General features: G+C 66.8%; 15 protein-coding genes. 2 read left to right on the forward strand and 13 right to left on the reverse strand.

Going from position 1 to position 16,437, the window contains the following annotated elements:
• Positions 1-108: 108 nt before the first annotated feature.
• From GGQ97_RS12200 to GGQ97_RS12230, 7 genes are all read right to left on the reverse strand, one after another.
• Positions 109-1,518 carry an ammonium transporter gene (locus GGQ97_RS12200; RefSeq protein WP_168069937.1) on the reverse strand — a complete coding sequence of 470 codons (1,410 nt, stop codon included), beginning with the start codon at positions 1,516-1,518 and terminating at the stop codon, positions 109-111.
• Positions 1,519-1,531: 13 nt separating this feature from the next.
• The gene (locus tag GGQ97_RS12205; RefSeq protein ID WP_168069938.1) at positions 1,532-1,870 is read right to left on the reverse strand and encodes a P-II family nitrogen regulator; all 339 of its coding nucleotides are present in this window, start codon (positions 1,868-1,870) and stop codon (positions 1,532-1,534) included.
• An 11-nt stretch (positions 1,871-1,881) separates the two neighbouring features.
• Entirely contained in the window at positions 1,882-2,631 is a 750-nt protein-coding gene (locus GGQ97_RS12210; RefSeq protein ID WP_168069940.1) for a TorF family putative porin, read from the reverse strand.
• A gap of 169 nt (positions 2,632-2,800) precedes the next feature.
• Complete coding sequence (locus tag GGQ97_RS12215; protein WP_168069942.1) at positions 2,801-4,903, reverse strand: TonB-dependent receptor plug domain-containing protein; 2,103 nt, start codon at positions 4,901-4,903, stop codon at positions 2,801-2,803.
• Positions 4,904-5,010: 107 nt separating this feature from the next.
• Positions 5,011-5,874, reverse strand: a complete 864-nt coding sequence (locus GGQ97_RS12220) for a hypothetical protein (RefSeq protein WP_168069944.1) — start codon at positions 5,872-5,874, stop codon at positions 5,011-5,013.
• A 98-nt stretch (positions 5,875-5,972) separates the two neighbouring features.
• A complete protein-coding gene (locus GGQ97_RS12225) occupies positions 5,973-7,778 on the reverse strand; it encodes a M56 family metallopeptidase (protein ID WP_168069946.1) in 1,806 nt (601 codons plus the stop codon).
• A gap of 3 nt (positions 7,779-7,781) precedes the next feature.
• Positions 7,782-8,159: a BlaI/MecI/CopY family transcriptional regulator gene (locus tag GGQ97_RS12230; protein ID WP_168069948.1), complete on the reverse strand. Its 378-nt coding sequence runs from the start codon at positions 8,157-8,159 to the stop codon at positions 7,782-7,784.
• A 160-nt stretch (positions 8,160-8,319) separates the two neighbouring features.
• Between GGQ97_RS12230 and GGQ97_RS12235 the strand changes: the two genes are divergently transcribed.
• Positions 8,320-9,411, forward strand: a complete 1,092-nt coding sequence (locus tag GGQ97_RS12235) for an AI-2E family transporter (protein WP_168069950.1) — start codon at positions 8,320-8,322, stop codon at positions 9,409-9,411.
• 134 nt (positions 9,412-9,545) lie between these two features.
• Positions 9,546-10,070: a D-Ala-D-Ala carboxypeptidase family metallohydrolase gene (locus GGQ97_RS12240; RefSeq protein WP_209022850.1), complete on the forward strand. Its 525-nt coding sequence runs from the start codon at positions 9,546-9,548 to the stop codon at positions 10,068-10,070.
• Here GGQ97_RS12240 and GGQ97_RS12245 read toward each other — a convergent pair.
• The 6 genes from GGQ97_RS12245 to GGQ97_RS12270 are packed head-to-tail and all read right to left on the reverse strand — an operon-like array spanning position 10,062 to position 16,431.
• On the reverse strand, positions 10,062-10,868 hold the full coding sequence (locus tag GGQ97_RS12245) for a tetratricopeptide repeat protein (RefSeq protein WP_168069952.1): 807 nt from the start codon (positions 10,866-10,868) through the stop codon (positions 10,062-10,064). The two genes, GGQ97_RS12240 and GGQ97_RS12245, sit on opposite strands and share 9 nt — an antisense overlap.
• Positions 10,865-11,839: a LytR C-terminal domain-containing protein gene (locus tag GGQ97_RS12250; protein WP_168069954.1), complete on the reverse strand. Its 975-nt coding sequence runs from the start codon at positions 11,837-11,839 to the stop codon at positions 10,865-10,867. Before GGQ97_RS12250 ends, GGQ97_RS12245 begins: the two co-directional genes overlap by 4 nt.
• Positions 11,839-12,816 (reverse strand): type II secretion system F family protein, encoded by a 978-nt coding sequence (locus GGQ97_RS12255; protein WP_168069956.1) that lies wholly within the window; start codon positions 12,814-12,816, stop codon positions 11,839-11,841. The genes GGQ97_RS12250 and GGQ97_RS12255 overlap by 1 nt, the downstream gene beginning before the upstream one ends.
• Before the next feature lie 4 nt (positions 12,817-12,820).
• Positions 12,821-13,822 (reverse strand): type II secretion system F family protein, encoded by a 1,002-nt coding sequence (locus GGQ97_RS12260; protein ID WP_168069958.1) that lies wholly within the window; start codon positions 13,820-13,822, stop codon positions 12,821-12,823.
• Complete coding sequence (locus tag GGQ97_RS12265; protein ID WP_168069960.1) at positions 13,819-15,222, reverse strand: TadA family conjugal transfer-associated ATPase; 1,404 nt, start codon at positions 15,220-15,222, stop codon at positions 13,819-13,821. The genes GGQ97_RS12260 and GGQ97_RS12265 overlap by 4 nt, the downstream gene beginning before the upstream one ends.
• Positions 15,223-15,225: 3 nt before the next feature.
• Positions 15,226-16,431, reverse strand: coding sequence for a CpaE/TadZ family protein (locus tag GGQ97_RS12270; RefSeq protein WP_168069961.1), 1,206 nt, complete (start codon positions 16,429-16,431; stop codon positions 15,226-15,228).
• Between the last annotated feature and the right edge of the window lie 6 nt (positions 16,432-16,437).

Genomic DNA, 16,437 nt, shown 5'->3' on the forward strand with positions numbered 1-16,437 from the left:
CCATTCGCAAAGGGAAAAACGCAAGGGCCAAGGCGGCAAAGTGATCCGCACAATCGGCAAAGTGAATTGCGCCGGCCCGAGGAGGAGGAGTGGGCCGGCGCAAACTGGTCAGAGGTTATAGGCGCGCTCCCCGTGCGAGGAGATGTCGAGCCCTTCGCGTTCGGCATCGACGGTCGGCCGAAGGCCGATGGTCTTGTCGATCAGGTAGAACAGCACGAATGACAGGCCGCCCGACCAGGCTAGGGTCAGTCCCACGGCCTTGAGCTGGACCAGCAGCTGCGCGGCGATGTCGTAGGTCCCGGGAACGGCCGGCAGCACCGTATAGTCGAAGAAACCCTGCCCGCCGAGCGAGGGGGCCGCTACGATGCCGGTTCCGATCGCCCCGACGATGCCGCCGATGCAGTGCACCCCAAATACGTCCAGCGAGTCGTCATAGCCGAACCGGTTCTTTACCTTGGCGACGAAGAAGAAGCACACCGCCGACGCGACCGCGCCGAGCAGGATCGACGTCCCTGGAGCGCCGAAGCCTGCCGCCGGCGTGATCGCGACCAGCCCGGCCACTGCGCCGGTCGCCCCGCCCAGCAGCGAGGACTTGCGGTGGATGAGCTGCTCGATAAGCGCCCAGGTCAGCGCCGCCGCCGCGGTGGCGACAAAGGTATTGATGAAGGCCAGCGCGGTGACCCCGTTGGCTTCGAGGTTGGACCCGGCATTGAAGCCGAACCAGCCGACCCACAGCAGCGAGGCGCCGATCATGGTCATCACCAGCGAATGGGGCGCCAGCGGCTCGCTGTTATAGCCGATCCGCTTGCCGATCACGAGGCAGCCGACCAGTCCCGCGATGCCGGCGTTGATGTGGACGACTGTGCCGCCGGCGAAGTCGAGCGCGCCCCAGCCGTAGATCAGGCCATGGTCGCCCGGCTGATTGGGCAGGAAATCCGGGCCGGCCCAGTACCAGACCATGTGCGCCAGCGGGAAGTAGACCACCGTCAGCCACAGCACCACGAACAGCATCAACGGCCAGAACCGCACCCGCTCCGCGAACGCCCCGACGATCAGCGCCGGGGTGATGCAGGCAAAGGTCATCTGGAACACGACATAGGCATATTCCGGGATGTAGACCCCGTTGGAGAAGGTCGCGGCGAGCGTGGTGGCATCGACCCCGCTGAGGAAGGCCTTGGACAGGCCGCCGATGAACGGATTGCCGGCGGTGAACGCCAGGCTGTAGCCCCAGCCGACCCACACCAGCGCAGCGATGGCGACGATGGTCAGCACCTGCATCAGCACCGACAGCATGTTCTTGGCCCGCACCAGCCCGCCGTAGAACAGGGCAAGGCCCGGTACCGACATCATCAGCACCAGCGCGGAGGAGATCAGCATCCAGGTCGTGTCGCCCTTGTCGGGCGCCGGTGGAGCGGTTGCCGCAGCCGCCGCGGCCTCCTGCGCCCATGCGGGCGAGGCGGCGACGGCAGTCGCCAGCAACGCCGCCGTTGCGCCGCCAAGCAGGTGTCCGAGCTTCATTCTCCCCCTCCCCTCAAAGCGCGTCATGATCGGTATCCCCAGTGCGGATGCGAAGCGCGGATTCGAGGTCGAGCACGAAGATCTTGCCGTCGCCGATCGAGTCCGTCCGAGCGACGTTGGCAATGATCTCCACCACGCCGTGCGCCTGGTCATCAGCCACCGCGATCTCGAGCTTGATCTTGGGGACGAAGGTCGTGTTGTACTCGGCGCCGCGATAGAACACCGGCTGCCCCTTCTGCCGGCCGAAGCCGCGCACTTCGGACACGGTCATGCCCTCGATCCCGGCTTCCTGAAGCGCGTCGCGAACGGGCTCCAGCTTGAACGGCTTGATGTATGCAATGATGAATTTCACGCCTGCCCTCCTCAGAATGCCACGCCGAGCGAGGCGACGATGCCAGCCTTGCTGGCGTTGCGCCCGCTGGGCGTGATGAAGGTCTTGTCGGTATCGACGTAGGCGATCCCGGCGGTCAGCTCCTTGAAGGTGGCGCTTGCCCTCAGGCTCCAGTCGGTATGCGCCTTGCCGAGCGTGATATAGCTCGGCCCGAAGCTTCGGCCGACGTGCGCGGTGACGCTGATCGGCGACCCCGCGAGCGCGGCGCTGAGGTCGCCCGCGAGATAGAGGTTATCCTCCTTCCCGTTGCCGACCGTCAGCGCATTCTGCTTGGGCGCATAAGCTGCCAGCGCCTTGGCCGTGACCGGCCCGAAGGTCTGGCTGACCGCGACATAAGGTTCGACGAAGTCCGTGTTCGCGTTCCCCGCGCCCGGGTAATAATAATAAAGCACACCGACATCGAAGGTGGTGGCGCCGACGCTGCGCTTGTACCCTATGGTGAGGTCGATCTCCTGGTCCGAGCCGGCGGCGACATAATCGTCGATCGAGGACCCCCAGATGCTCCCATAGAGGCCGCTCCTGTGGGTCACCGCCAGGCTTCCCTGCAGGGCCGCCCGCCGGTCGGTTTGCGACACGCCGCGATAGCGATAGTCGGACACCAGCGTCGCGCCGCCGGAGACCACCACCGCCGGCGGAACCTCGGCCGGGGAATCTTGGGCGGCGGCCGTGGACGGCAGGACGAGCAAGCCCGCCATGGTCGTTATCAACGCAAGCTGTCGCATCTTCGCACCCCCCTGATCGGGCGACCGGCCCCCATTTTGGGATCCCGTTCCGACTCCTGTCGGTAGGCGCAACATGCACAGGGATGTTGCAGCGCACAATTATGCTGCAGGTGCGTGAGAATATTTCACCAACATAACAATGTTGGCGCGGCCGGGCGCGAGTACCGTCCTAGAAGGTTCCGCGGACGCTCAGCGAGAAGATCGGGCCGATCAGCCGGTTGCGGGTCTCGACGAAGTCGACCGGAGAGCTGTTGCGCCGTCCGCTATAGACCACCCGGTCCCACCGGCTGCGCGCGTTGATGAGGTTGCTGGCCGAGGCTCGGACCGTCAGTCCGAACACGTCCTTGTTCTCGACGAACATGCCTACCCACACCGGGCCTTCAAATTGCCGCCCGACCTCGTTCAGGCGGAAAGCGCGGGTGACGTGGACATATTCGGCGTCGGCGCCATAGGCCCAGTCGCTGCCCGGGACGTCGTGGCGGAAGTCGATTTCGACCAGCCGGTCGGTAAAGCTCGACAGCGGCCGCTTCACGCCGGTCAGGGGATCGCGGATGTTACTGAACTGCGCCAGTGCGCGCAGGTTGATCTTCGCGCCCTTGATGCCGAGCGGATCGAGCTGGAAGGTGCTGTTCCAGTCGATCGCATAGGCCCGCGCCTTGTCGATGTTGCCGGGCGACTCCCCGGTCAGGCCGATCGGGATGATGTCGACATAATCCTCGAATAGCGCGGCGACCAGGTTGACCCGGGTCTTGCCGTAGCGACCGAGATCCTTGGCCAGCTCCAGTTCGAAACGCCATTGCTGCGACGGGACGAGGTCGGGATTGCCGGCATTCTGGTTGTCGTTGTCGAGGAACACCCGGGCGAGAAACTGGCCGAAGTCGAGCTGGCCAACCCGGCGGATGATCTTGAAGTTAGCGTTGAAGGTCGGGGTCACCTGCGCGGCGAAGTTCAGCGAGCCCTTGGGACGGAAGAAGCGACGCTCCTTCCCGCCCGGGCCTTCCTGGACGATGGTCGACCATTCGCCGCCAGCGACCAGCTGCACCGACAGGGCCTTGGACAGCGGCCGGCCGATCGTCACCAGCCCTTCGTAGCGGTCTTCGCTGACCTTCCCGGTGCCCGACGGAAAGAATTCCTCCACGTAGGTGCCATTGGCATTCAGCGAATAAAGCCGGGAGACGAGGTCGAGGCTGTTGAACGCCGCTTCGCCCGACAGCTGGACATCGGTCTTGCCCCACTTCCAGCGATATTCGCTGCGTCCGATCAGTTCCTTCGACCGGCCGTCCTGGACGTAGCGGCTGCCGATCTTCGGGCTCTGGTCGTCGAAGGTCAGCAGGGCGGACTGGAAGAAGGGTTCGTCCGACGAGCGGGTCAGGCCGATGAACTTCAACCGCCCACCGCCGAGCGCGAATTCATAGTCCGCGCCGGCCTCGTAATTCTTGCCCTTCTCGCGCTGGCTCAGCAGCCGCTCGAGATCGGCGCCGCTGGCTCGGTCGCGCTCGCTGATTTCGTCGAAGCGATAATTGAACGACCGTCTGAGCAGGTTGAGGTTGCCGACCGACGAGCCGGGGCCGTCCCACTTGAACTGACCGCTGATCTGCGGCTGGTCGAAGTTGCCGGTCCAGCTGTCGTTGCGGGTTTCGAAAAGGGTGCCGTCCCCGCGGCTGATGACCGTCGGACCGCCCGCGGAGCTGCGGCTCGCGTCGTTCTTGAGGCTAAGGGTATATTCGATCGGGCCGCTGGTTCCGCTGACCGATACGTCGCCGCGCGTGTACAGCGGATCGGCGTAATGGGCGCGGAATTCCGGCCGGTAGCTGAACTGGCCGCTGATCTTCTTCTTGGCTTCGTAGACGACGTTGGCGACCTGCCCGGTCAGTCCCGGCACATCCACTTCCGCGGCGTCGACGATCTCGATCCGGGTGACGTTGCCCGACGGGATCGCCTGCAGCGCGGTGACCGGATCGGTCGACTTGCCGCTGATCCGCTTGCCGTTGAGGAGCACGTTGCCCGACGCCTGGCCAAGCCCGCGCGAACTGGTGTCCTCGCCGCGGATGGAGAAGCCGGGCACCTGGTTGAGCATGTCCAGCGCGGTGCGCGGGGCGAAGCGGGTGAAGTCGGCTGGCGTGTAGATGCGCTTGTTGCCGGCGGGTGCGGACACCGGGGCCGGCGCGTCTCCGGTGGCGGGCGGCGAGGCCTCCTGCGCCGTTACCGGAGCGCCCAGTGCAATCGATGACGCAAAGCCAAGCCACATCGCCCGGCGGTGAAAACCACGCATAAACTCTTCCCCTGTTCGATTCTATTGAGCGCATTTCTGCGGCGCGCGATGCGCAACAGTTGCGAGCGGCCGTGCCCGTTCGACAGACCGACGAGTGACCTGCCGTTTTAGGGCAGCAGGCCACTCATGATGACCGGAGCAGCCTGTTCGGCGCTGAGACTGGTCCTCCGCCCGGACGATTGGCGCTTCAGCTCTTCCGGGCGGATCCCGAGCGCTTTCAGCTGGACCAGCCGTGACACGGACAGGTCGCGGAAGCCGTGGCGCTGGTAATTCGCGATGAAATCGGCGGTGATGCCAAGGGCCTTGAGCTGGATCACTTCCTCGACCGGCACCCGGTCGTAGCCGACGCGCTTCAGCGAGCCGAGATAGGCCGGCGACACGTCGAGCGCCTTCAACGGCAGGAAGTCCTCGGTCTTGCTCGGCCGGTAGCCCGCAGCGGCCATGGCGGCGATATAGTCGGGCGTGACGCCCAGCGCGGTCATGCCCACCAGCGTGTTGGGGGTCGGCATGACGAACCGGCCGCGCTTCAGCGCATCGACCAGCGAGCGGTTGGCGCCGACCATGGTGAGGTCGATCGCTTCACCCTCCGTTGGCTGGCGGATGCCCGACGCGACGAGGAAGGAGGCGAAGGCCGGATTGCCGGTGAAGCGGCAGCTGCCCGTCGCGCGGCGGTTGGCCGTGCGGCCCGAGCAGTCGAGCCGTCCCGCCTCGCGCGTAAGGGTGAAGTTGACGGGCGATCCGTCCCTCCCCTGCAAGGCAGTGCGGTCGACGCCGGCAAGCTCGGTCACCTCGAACGAGGACCCGGACGTGCGATTGGCCGACAAGGTGCGGCTGAGCGACAGCTGGAGCCAGTCCCGGCTTGCGCCTGACAGCTCGAAGCGGAGGGTGCCTCCTTCGGCGGCAAAGCCGGTGGTGGCGATGCTGAGCGTGGCGAGGATCAGGGCCAGGCAGATGGAGAGCGAACGGTGCATGGTGGTGCTCCTTGTCTCGGGAATGAGTTGGCAAGCCGGTCCCGTTCGCCCCGGGCGGGGCGTCGATTGCGGCAGCAGTGAGGGTGTTGGGGTCGGCGCTAGCCGGCGTCGGGTTTGGGCGGCTCGGGTGCTTCCGGCGGCTCGGGCGTCTCCGGTCGCGGTCGTCGCGGCAGGTTGGGCGGCCAGTTGCTCGGCGGCTGGCTCCGGCCGGTCGCGAACTCCTTGATCCGAACCGCCCGCAATTCGATGATCCGGTTGGGCGTCAGCCCGGTGTAGCCGGCGTCGCGCAGCTTCTGGATGGAGGTGGCGGTGATGCCCAGGGCGCGCATCGCGGTGAGGTCGCCGAGCGACACGTTGCGCACTCCCGCCCCGGCCAGCTCGGCCACGTAGGTGGGACTGACCCCCACGGCGCGCGCCCCGGTCAAGTCGCCGACGTCACTGGTGCGAGAGCCGGCACGGGCCATGGCACGCACCCAGTCGGGCGTGGCACCGACCGCTCGCAAGCCCATGAGGTCGCCATCGTCGATCTGCATACCGCCCAGGGCAGCGCGGATCGAGGCGGCATATTCCGGCGTGATGCCGAGCGCCTTGCTGGCGATCGCACGGTCGATCGCTTCGTCGGCGCTGACACGCTTCGGCGGAACCGGCGGCTGCGGTGAAACGGGGGGCTGCGGAGCGGGGTGCGGATGCACCATTGCCAGCCGCACTTCTTCCGCCAGCGCCCGGCGGTCCGCGGCAATCGCGGCGGCGTCTTGGGCCGCGGCTGCGCTGGCGACCGCTGCTTCCCTGCCCGACACGGCAACGCTGACCGCCTCGGTGGTGACTGCAGTGGCGGTGGCGACCGACTGGGCGACCAGCGACGGCAGCGAGTCGGCCGGGTTGGCCTTGACCACCGCGACCCCCGCTTCGGATGCGCCGTCGCTGGCCCGCGGGCTGAAGGTGATGGCGGCAAGCGGCGTCGCTGCGGCGACCACACCCATGAACAGGCCGGCGGCGAAGCCCTTGCCCATCGGCGTGCGCGGCAGGGTGCTGTCGAGCACGCGCTGCACTCGGCGGGTCAGGCTTCCCTTGCCCGGCGCGACGCCATGGGCGCCGAGCAGCAGGCCCCTGCAGTCGTGACGCGCCACGCCGACCAGCAATTGGGCATAATCGACCCCCTCGACGTCGGCGGCGAGCACCGCATCGTCGGCGGTTTCCTCGCGCAGCTGGTGGGCTTCGCGGGCCAGTATCCAGACCAGGGGATTGAACCAGAACAAGGCGGTGGCGATCCGGCCCAGCAGCAGTTTGGCCCAGTCGAGCCCCCGGACATGCGCCAGTTCATGGGCGATGATCGCCTCGGCTTCCGCCTTGGCCCCTAGCGCTTTCTCGTTAAGCAGGATCACCGGCCGGAACAGGCCCCAGCTGATCGGCGACTTGAGGTCGCTGCTGGTCAGCAGCGCAGTGCCGTTCTTGAAGTTCATCCGCCGCTGGGCATGGGCCAGTGCGGACAGCCACGACGGCTCGACCAGCACCGAGGCCTTGGTCCGCAGCGTCACCAGGCGCAGCACGGCAATCAGGGTCACCGCCAGCAGCAGGACCACCGGGATGCCGTACAGCAGGGGCCACCAGGGTTCGGGGGAAGCGGCGGCCTGGAATGCTTCCGCGGCGGGTAGCGGCGGGTTGTCGGTGATCGGCGCGGCAGGCAGCTGCGCCGGCATCGTCGGAGCGGCCTCCATCAGCGGCGCACTGACCACCAATTGCGGCAGGAACATCGCGCCAAGGGGGAACAGCACCAGGGACAGCAGGCCGAGATGGGCGACCATTCCTCGCTCAGCCGCCGAGCGGCCGCGCAGGAAATGAAGCAGGGCAAGCGTGACGCCGGCGATCAGCACCGACTTCAGGGCAAAGGTGACAAGCAGTTCCATGGCTTACTTCCCCTTCGACTTGCGGGCCTCGGCGATCATCTTCTCGAGCGCGTCGAGTTCGCTCGACTCGATCCCGTCCGACATGCCCAGCAGTGCGCTCGCAGCACTGGTCGGCGAACCGTTGAAGAACACCCGTACCACTTCCGACAAGGCTGACTTGCGCGCGGTCTGGTCCGACACCGCCGGGCTGTAGAGATAGCCGCGCTCATGATCCTCGCGGCGGACGAACCCCTTGTCCTCGAGCCGCTTGAGCATCGTGCGCACGGCCGAACCGCTCACCGCGCCGGGCAGCCCGTCGGTCACTTCCGCCGCGGTCATCGCGCCCTGCTGATACAACAGGTCGACGATCTGGCGTTCTTTGGGGGGCAGACGGTTCAGCACATTCAGGCTCCGAGGCTACATTTGTAGCGTGTGCTACATTTGTAGCTTCGAGGCAAGCACCGCGATCGGTCGTTGGTCGATTTCGCGCCATCGACGAACGGCGGCCGGCCAATTAGGCTCGGTCAAGGGAAGCATCGGGAGGGTTGCTCGTTTGGCGGTCATGGAATCACCCCCTCGTCCCCGTTCCGGCGCCGGAGCGCTGACCCTGATCGCGGTCGCAGCCGGGCTATGGCTGCTGCATTGGCTTGCCGACATCATCACGCCGCTGGTGGTCGCGGCGGTTCTGGTCGTGCTGGTGCAGGCGTTGATCCACGCGATCGACAAGCGCTGGCCGTGGATGCCGACCTGGCTGGTGGTCGTGTTCGCGGCGGTCCTGATCATCGCCACACTTGGCGTCGCGATGCTGGTCCTGATCGAGGGCGTCAGCGAGATCGCGGCACAGGCCCCCGCTCTCTACGAACGCATCGACGGAATCCTTGCGACGCTCAGTCGCACCCTGGAACTCGAGCAACCGCTGCAGCTGACCGGACTGGTCGGCAACATCAATGTTCCGCAGTTCGCCGGGCGGGTTCTTGGCGGGGTGCAGGGATTGGTCTCGACCCTGCTGCTGGTCATCCTCTACTTTGCGTTTCTGTTGGCGGAACGTCGCAAGGTCGCTCGCAAGGTGCGCGGTTCGACCGGTGACGGCGCGCGTTCGCGCTCGATCCTTCAGGGCATCGGCCAGGTAGGCAAGGACATCGAGACCTATGTCTGGGTGCAGACCCTGACCGGCGTGATGCTCGCGTCGGGGGCAAGCATCGTGATGTTCGCCGTCGGTCTCGACAATGCCCTGTTCTGGACCTTTCTGCTGTTCCTGCTGTCGTTCATTCCGATCGTCGGGGTCACTGCCGGCTCCCTCGCTCCTGCCGCCTTTGCCCTGCTGCAATTCCCGACCCTGACCCCAGCGCTGATCATTTTCGGCGGCATCCAGCTGGTTGCCTTCATCATTGGCAACCTTGTCTACCCGCGGATGCAGGCCGACGCGCAGAACATCAGTCCGGTCGCGACCCTGCTGTCGCTCGCCTTCTGGTCGTTCCTGTGGGGGATGCCTGGCGCCTTCCTGTCGGTGCCCCTGACGCTGACCCTGATGCTGATCTGCGCCCAGTTCGATCAGGCCCGGTGGGTCGCCGTGATGCTGTCAAATGACGGAACGCCGGCGGCCGTCCGCAAGCGACCCAAGGCCCCGGCCTCGTCAGCAAGGAAAGGCGCCTGACCGTCTGTCTGACACGGCCGCTCTCCCGCTTTGGGTCAGCTGGTCGCAGGCAAGGCGATGCGCCGCCTTTTGATACTGCAGTGGACGTCGATTCATTGTAAAGGAGTCGGCGACCAACTCCGGGGGAGGAGCTGATGACTGCGGGCGCTTTGCTGTTGCTGGTGATGGCCGGATCGGTGACGTCACCCGGCACCGACTTCGGGGTGAGGGTCGTCGACGGCCGCACGGTCCAATCCGCGCCGCTGATCGCAGCCCGCCGGCAGCTTCCATCGAGTAACCGCTTCAGCCTCGCTGCGGCTGCTAGCGTTGCGCGAGGCTTCGGGCGGGTGACCAGCACGATCCGCTCGCCCGAGCGCAATCGCCGCGTGGGCGGGGTACCCAACAGCTGGCACCTGCTTGGCCGCGCGATCGACGTCGCCCGCTCACCGAGCGTCAGCCATGCCGCCCTTGCAGCGGAATTGCGGAGGCGCGGTTATCACCTGATCGAATCGCTCGACGAGGGCGATCATAGCCACTTCGCCTTCAGCGATGGCGCCATCGCTCCACGGCAACGCAGCAGCGCCGACCAGATGGCCGAGGTCAGCCGCGAGGCGGATTACTTCCGCTTCGTCACCATGCCCGTCACCCGCGGCGACAAGCAGGGCGCCGCCCTAAGGTGAACCTGCCGCGGCGTCGGCGAGCGCCAGATTGTTGGCCGCCCGCGCGAACCAGCGATCGCTTCCTTCCAGCGCCCGCGCAAAGGCGGCGCGGGCCTTGGCGACGTTGCCGGCATGAAGCGCAAGTGCTCCGGCATCGTTGAGCCGCGCGGAATAGGACGAACCGCTTTCCCCGGCGCGGCGGGCCGGCAGGTCGGCAAGTAGCGCCGAGTCGGCGAGATCGAGATTGGAGGCGATGCGCGGGTTGGTCGGGGCCAGCCTCGCCGCCTGCGCAAGTCGTCGCTGCGCCTCGCTCCACTGCCCCCGCAGGAGGAGCGACCAGCCGAGGTTGTTGAGCAATTCCGGCGACGCCGCCTTCAACCGCAACCCGCGCGCGTAAGCGGCATCGGCCGAACGCCAGTCCTGCATCCGGTCGGCTGCCACGCCCCTTGCATTGAAGGTCCGCCATCCGGCGTCCGGCAAGGCGGCGGCTTCGTCGAGGAGAACGATTGCCGCCGCGCCGTCGCCCTGCTCGAGCGCCGCGATCCCGGCCTGGCTCAGGACGTGGGTATTCCGCTCGCCCGCCTTGAGCAGCGCGGCGTAGCGGATGGTCGCCTCCGGCCAGCGCCGCTCGGCAAAGGCGAGGTCGGCAAAAAGGCGATCGACCGCCGCGCCCGACGCACCTTCCGCTACTGCCGTACGGATCATCTCGCGCGCCTGAACTGCACGGCCATGCGACAAGGCGCTGGCGGCGTCGCTGACGGCGTCGGTTGCAGGCGGCGCCGACGCCATCGCCAGCATGACGGCAAGCGCCAGGATCACGTGCGCCCGACGCTGCCCGCCCCATCCTGGCCGAGCCGGAGAACGATGCGGTCCACCTTGTCCGACTGGCGGGCCTGCGCCGAAACCCGCAACTGCCGTGCGAGGCGCTTGCCTTCCCGTTCCATCGCCGCCGGGTAGACGAGTTCAGTGCGGTCGAGCGCCTGGGCTGCATTGGCGATCGCGATGCCGGTCCAGCCCAGCTGCCGAAGCTTGAGGCGGGTTCGTGCCGCAAGACCCTCCGTCGTTCCGGCGTTGAGAATGGTGATGCGTGTCGTGCCGGCGCCAACCGCCGCCAGTCGCTTCACCTCGGCCGATCGTGCCAGCTTCGGGGCCGGAAGCGGCTGCCAGTGGGGCGACCTTCCCGTCAGCAGGATGACCTCGCCAAGATCCGCACGCTCGAGCCGGGGGCCCGTCTTGCGCTCCTGCACCAGTGCAGCAAGCTGTTGCTTTGCGGGAGCCAGCCACGACAGGACTCCTCCCTCGGTCAGCGCCGACGAACGATCGAGGTCCAGCGCGGCGACGAGTTCGGCCAGATCCGTCGCGACAAGGCCCGGGGCTCGTGATTGCGACGCCAGTTCCGCCCGCACCCTTCCCGCTTCCTCCCTTGCGCCGGAGCGGTCGAGCGACGCGGCAAAGGCGACAAGGATTGCGCCGTCTCTCGGCCGCAGCGCCAGCGCACGCTCATAGTGCAGGCGCGACAGGTCGAAGCGGCCCATGCGATCGTAGCAGCCCGCAAGCCCGGTCAGCGCGTCGACGCTTCCCGGATCGTCGCGCAGGGCCCGGCGAAAGCCCTCGGAAGCAAGCGCGACATTGCCAAGCGCGAGATGGGCCCGTGCTTCGTTGACCCGGAACAGCGCGGAATGAGCGCCTTGCGCGAGCGCGTTGCCGGATGGCCGGATGGTCAGCGTCCCGCCGCTGCTGCATCCAGCCAGGGCAAGCATAGCCGACGCGATTGCGAGAAACCTCTTCATCACCCTGCCCCCTGCATGGCTGGAAGAATATTGCGGATGACCCGGATGACCGCCGGAAGCATCAGCACGCCGATCATCACCGGCAGCATGCAGGCGACCAGCGGAACCGACAGAAGCACCGGCAGCCGGTGGGCCTTCTCCTCCGCCCGCATCCGCCGCTTCTCCCGCATTTCCGCGGCATAGATTCGAAGCGTCTGGCCGATCGACGACCCCAGCTTGGTCGACTGGATCAGAAGCGTTGCGAAGGCGCGGATCTCGTCCACTTCCGCGCGATCGGCGAGCCTGCGCAGCGCATCCTCGCGGCTTCGCCCGGCGCGCAATTCCAGCACCAGAAGGCTCAGTTGTTCGGCGATCAGGGGATGCGATTGCACCATCTCCTGCCCGACCTTGCTGAACGCCGCTTCCAGTCCCAGCCCCGCCTCGACGCACACCAGCATCAGGTCGAGTGCGTCGGGGAAACCGTTGACCAGGGCCTGGCGGCGGCGGTCGCTCTTGGCCTGCACCACCAATGTCGGGACGTAGAGCCCGAGCAGCGCCGCCACCATCGCCTCGACATAGATGATCATCATTCCCGGCGGGTCGGCGGAGAGCCAGTTCACGAGCAGGACCGCAGCCGGCAGAAGCACGACGAGGCACAGCCGGATAAGGGTGTAGGAACGCGGCGCGAGGGGGCTGGAAAATCCCGCCGCAGCCAGTCGCTGGCGAAGCTCACGATCCTTGGTGTCGGCAAGGCTGAGCCCGGATTGCTCGATCCTCGCGATCAGCTTGCCCCAGGCCCCCGCGCTATGATCGCCCCGCAGGCTCTGCCCGGGCGCGAAATCGATCGGCGCGTGACCGGCGGGTTCCAGCCGCCTGCGCAGGTCGCGCCGCACCGACAGCCAGTTGACCGCGAAAAAGGCGCCGGTCGCGACGGCGGCGAACAGCAGCACCAACAGGCTGATGCGGGCGATCTGGTTCTGCGCGAACAGTTCGACCATGTCCCTACACCTTCAAATCGACGAGGCGCCGGATCGAGAAGAACCCGATGCAGTAAAGGAGGATGAGGCCAAGGAAGCCGGGAACGAACAAAGGATCGTCGGCGACCTCGAGGTAGAATTTGGCATTGATCAGAAACAGGCCGCTGAACGTCGCGACCGGAAGCAAGGTCAGGATCACCCCCGTCATGCGCCCCTCGCTGGACAGGGCCCGGACCTTCATCAGCATCGATTGGCGGTCGCGGATCACGCGCGACAAATTCTCGAGGATCTCGGCGAGGTTGCCGCCCGTCTCGTTCTGCACCGACAGGCTGACCACGAACATCCGCATGTCGTCGAGGTCCCACCGTTCGGCCAGCGCCGACAGGGAATCGCGAAGCTCGGCGCCGTAAGTCACTTCGTCGACCACCAGCCCGAACTGCGATCCGATCGGGTCTGGCATCTCGACCGTCAGCAGGTCCAGCGCCGCGGCCACCGGATGCCCGGCGCGAAGCCCGCGGACGAAGACGTCGAGCGCGACGGGGAACTGCTCCTGCATCTTCTTGCGCCGCTTCTGCGCGCGGCGCGACAGGATCATCAGCGGGAAGAAGGTGCCGATCAGGATCGAGATCGTGCTGACCAGCAGCAGGCGGCCGGCTCCGATCGGTGCGCCTGCCGCCAGCATGACGACGACGATGGCGGCGATCAGGATCACCGGCGCGAGCCCGATCAGCAGGAGCAGACGCCCGGTCGGCATCAGCAGCCCGGTCGCCAGAAGCATCCGCTCCAGCTTGCGCACCGTGCCCTTGAAGGGTGCAGGCACCCGGCTCACGATATCGAGATTGTGGCGGCGCAGGGTGCTGAAGGCGTCGGCGCGCGATTGGCCTCGGCCGATCAATTGCAGGCGCTGGTTGATCGACCGGTCCCTCGAACGGGCGCGGAGATAGCCCCCGACCAGGACCTCGACGAGAAGCAGTACCGCCGCGAAGACGAGCACCAGGATGAGGATGCGCAGCAGGCTGTCGGTCATGCGTCGAACCTTACGTCCGGTCGGAACAGGTCAGGCGACAGCATGATCCCGTGGCTCATCGCATCCTCGAGGAAACGCGGGCGGATTCCGGTGGCCTCGAACCGGCCGAGGACGTCGCCGTCGCTCGACCTGCCGGTCTGCCGGAAGCGGAAGATTTCCTGCATGGTGATGACGTCGCCTTCCATGCCGATGATCTCGGACACGCTGATCAGGCGGCGGCGGCCATCGGCAAGGCGGACAAGCTGCAGCACGATGTTGATGGCCGAGGCAATCTGCGCGCGTGCCGAGCGGGCAGGAATGTCGATGCCCGACATGCCGATCATCTGCTCGACGCGGGACACGGCATCGCGCGCGGTGTTGGCGTGAACGGTGGTCATCGAGCCGTCGTGGCCGGTGTTCATCGCCTGCAGCATGTCGAATGCCTCGCCCGCGCGAACCTCGCCGACGATGATCCGGTCCGGCCGCATGCGCAGCGCGTTCTTGACGAGGTCGCGCTGGGCGATCTCGCCCTTCCCTTCGGTATTGGGTGGCCGGGTTTCCAGCCGTGCGACATGGACCTGCTGGAGCTGCAGCTCGGCACTGTCCTCGATGGTGACGATGCGCTCGCGATTATCGATATAGGCCGACATCGCGTTCAGCATGGTCGTCTTGCCCGACCCGGTGCCGCCCGAAATGAGCACGTTGCGGCGCGATCGGACGATCGCCTGCAGGACCTCGGCAATGGCGTGCGGGACCGACCCGATTTCGACCAGCCGGTCCATCGAGATGGGGACCTTGGCGAACTTGCGGATCGACAGCAAAGGGCCGTCGATCGCCAGCGGCGGGACGACCGCGTTGACGCGGCTGCCGTCGGCGAGGCGGGCATCGACCAAGGGCGAGCTTTCGTCGACCCGCCGGCCGACCGCCGACACGATCTTCTGGATGATGCGGATGAGGTGGCGGTCGTCCTTGAACTGCACCGAGCTCAATTCGAGCGAGCCGTAGCGCTCGACGAAGATGCGCTTGTGACCGTTGACCAGGATGTCGGTGATCGTCGGATCCTTGAGCAGCGGCTCCAGCGGGCCGAGGCCAAGCAATTCGTCGATCACATCGTCGACCAGCTGGCGCCGCTCGGCTTGGTTCAGCGCATGGTTCTGCTTTGCGAGCTCCTCCTGCACCATCTCGCCGATCTCGTCCTGGATCTGCGCCCGCGACATGGTTTCCAGCGCCGCCAGGTTGATGAGGTCGAGCAACCGCTGGTGAAGCGCGACCTTGAGCTCGGTGTTGGCGTCGCGGCTAGCAAAGGCACCCGCGTCGCCGACATTCATCAGCCGCCGTTCCTCGAGCGGAACCACCTTCTCCTCGTCCGGTGCGCCTTCCGGCTGTGGCTGCTGCTGCTGCGGTTTGCGGATCTGCCACATGGCTCAGCGCTCCAGTCCGAGGATGTCGACGAGCGCCTTGTCGAGCCGGTCGAGATCACTGCCGAACAGGCTCTTGCGCTTGATCTCGTCGACCATGACTCCGCGCTCGATTGCGCCGTTGACGGTGGCGGGATCGTTGGCGACGGTGAACCGCGCCTCCCTGCCCAGCGCCTTGGCGGCGTCGGCCGACTTGACCGACCCGAACAGGCTTTTCTCGTGGCGGTTGAGGACGACCTCGAGCGGGACGTCGCCAAGCTCCTGTTCCTGCAACAGGTCGAGCTGGCGGCGGGCTTGGCGCAGACCGGCGACGCTGAGGTCGGCGACCAGCAGGATCAGGTCCGAACGGGCTGCCAGCGAGAGCGACCAATGGGTCCAGTTGGCGGGAAGATCGACGAACACCGTCCCGAACGCGCGCTGAGCCCGCTCCACGACGGCCAGCACCTGATCGTTGTTGAGCCCTTCGAGCGGTAGCATCTCGTCGGGTGCCGCGATCACTTTGAGGCCGCTCGAATGATCCGTCGCGATGGACCGGAGCAACTCGCCGTCGAGCCGCGAGCCGGCCGCGACCGCATCGGTCAGCGAGAATTTCGGAGCGAGGCCGAGCTGGAAGGCGGCATCGCCGAACTGTACGTCGAGGTCGATCAGGCAGGCTTCGCGCCCCGCAGCGGCCTCGCGCTGGGCGAAGCGGCAGGCCAGTTGCGTCGCGAGTGCGGTAGCGCCGCTTCCGCCCCGCGCCTTGCTGAAGGTGATCAGGCGCGACTTGCCGGAAAGCGCCTGGACCTCCTTTTGCTGCACCTGCTCGGCCAGCGGGGCGATTGAGGTGACGAGATCGTCGAGCGCCAGCGGAAGCGGAAGAACGTCGTGGGCGCCACTGCGCAACAGCGACCTGACCAGCGCCAGCGGCGGGTTGAAGGCAGCGGCGATCAGGGGCGTATCGGGATTGGTCGCCGCAAGGCGTTCGAAGCGCTTGATCGACGCGGGGGAATCGGCGTCGACCTGGACCACCGCGACGGCGGCGCGGGCGAGGTCGGTGGCGTCGATCCAGTCGGATACCGGGACGATGCTGACGGTCAGCGGAAGGCCGAGCACGCGGGCCCCCATCAGGGCACCGAGGTCGCCTTCGACGGCACTGAGGTAGAGGTGCACCTCCGCCTCGGGCCCCTGAAAGCGCCAGGCCTTGGCCGTATCCTGCGGGTTCATGGCGCTCACTTGTCT

The organism is Sphingomonas kaistensis (genome assembly GCF_011927725.1).
Classification (GTDB): Bacteria; Pseudomonadota; Alphaproteobacteria; order Sphingomonadales; family Sphingomonadaceae; genus Sphingomicrobium; species Sphingomicrobium kaistense.

What these genes read in the sequence shown, in the direction of transcription:
- GGQ97_RS12200 (WP_168069937.1), bottom strand. Translation starts at nt 1,518, where the DNA reads ATGAAGCTCGGACACCTGCTTGGCGGCGCAACGGCGGCGTTGCTGGCG.
- GGQ97_RS12210 (WP_168069940.1), bottom strand. Translation starts at nt 2,631, where the DNA reads ATGCGACAGCTTGCGTTGATAACGACCATGGCGGGCTTGCTCGTCCTG.
- GGQ97_RS12215 (WP_168069942.1), bottom strand. Translation starts at nt 4,903, where the DNA reads ATGCGTGGTTTTCACCGCCGGGCGATGTGGCTTGGCTTTGCGTCATCG.
- GGQ97_RS12220 (WP_168069944.1), bottom strand. Translation starts at nt 5,874, where the DNA reads ATGCACCGTTCGCTCTCCATCTGCCTGGCCCTGATCCTCGCCACGCTC.
- GGQ97_RS12225 (WP_168069946.1), bottom strand. Translation starts at nt 7,778, where the DNA reads ATGGAACTGCTTGTCACCTTTGCCCTGAAGTCGGTGCTGATCGCCGGC.
- GGQ97_RS12235 (WP_168069950.1), top strand. Translation starts at nt 8,320, where the DNA reads ATGGAATCACCCCCTCGTCCCCGTTCCGGCGCCGGAGCGCTGACCCTG.
- GGQ97_RS12240 (WP_209022850.1), top strand. Translation starts at nt 9,546, where the DNA reads ATGACTGCGGGCGCTTTGCTGTTGCTGGTGATGGCCGGATCGGTGACG.
- GGQ97_RS12250 (WP_168069954.1), bottom strand. Translation starts at nt 11,839, where the DNA reads ATGAAGAGGTTTCTCGCAATCGCGTCGGCTATGCTTGCCCTGGCTGGA.
- GGQ97_RS12255 (WP_168069956.1), bottom strand. Translation starts at nt 12,816, where the DNA reads ATGGTCGAACTGTTCGCGCAGAACCAGATCGCCCGCATCAGCCTGTTG.
- GGQ97_RS12260 (WP_168069958.1), bottom strand. Translation starts at nt 13,822, where the DNA reads ATGACCGACAGCCTGCTGCGCATCCTCATCCTGGTGCTCGTCTTCGCG.
- GGQ97_RS12265 (WP_168069960.1), bottom strand. Translation starts at nt 15,222, where the DNA reads ATGTGGCAGATCCGCAAACCGCAGCAGCAGCAGCCACAGCCGGAAGGC.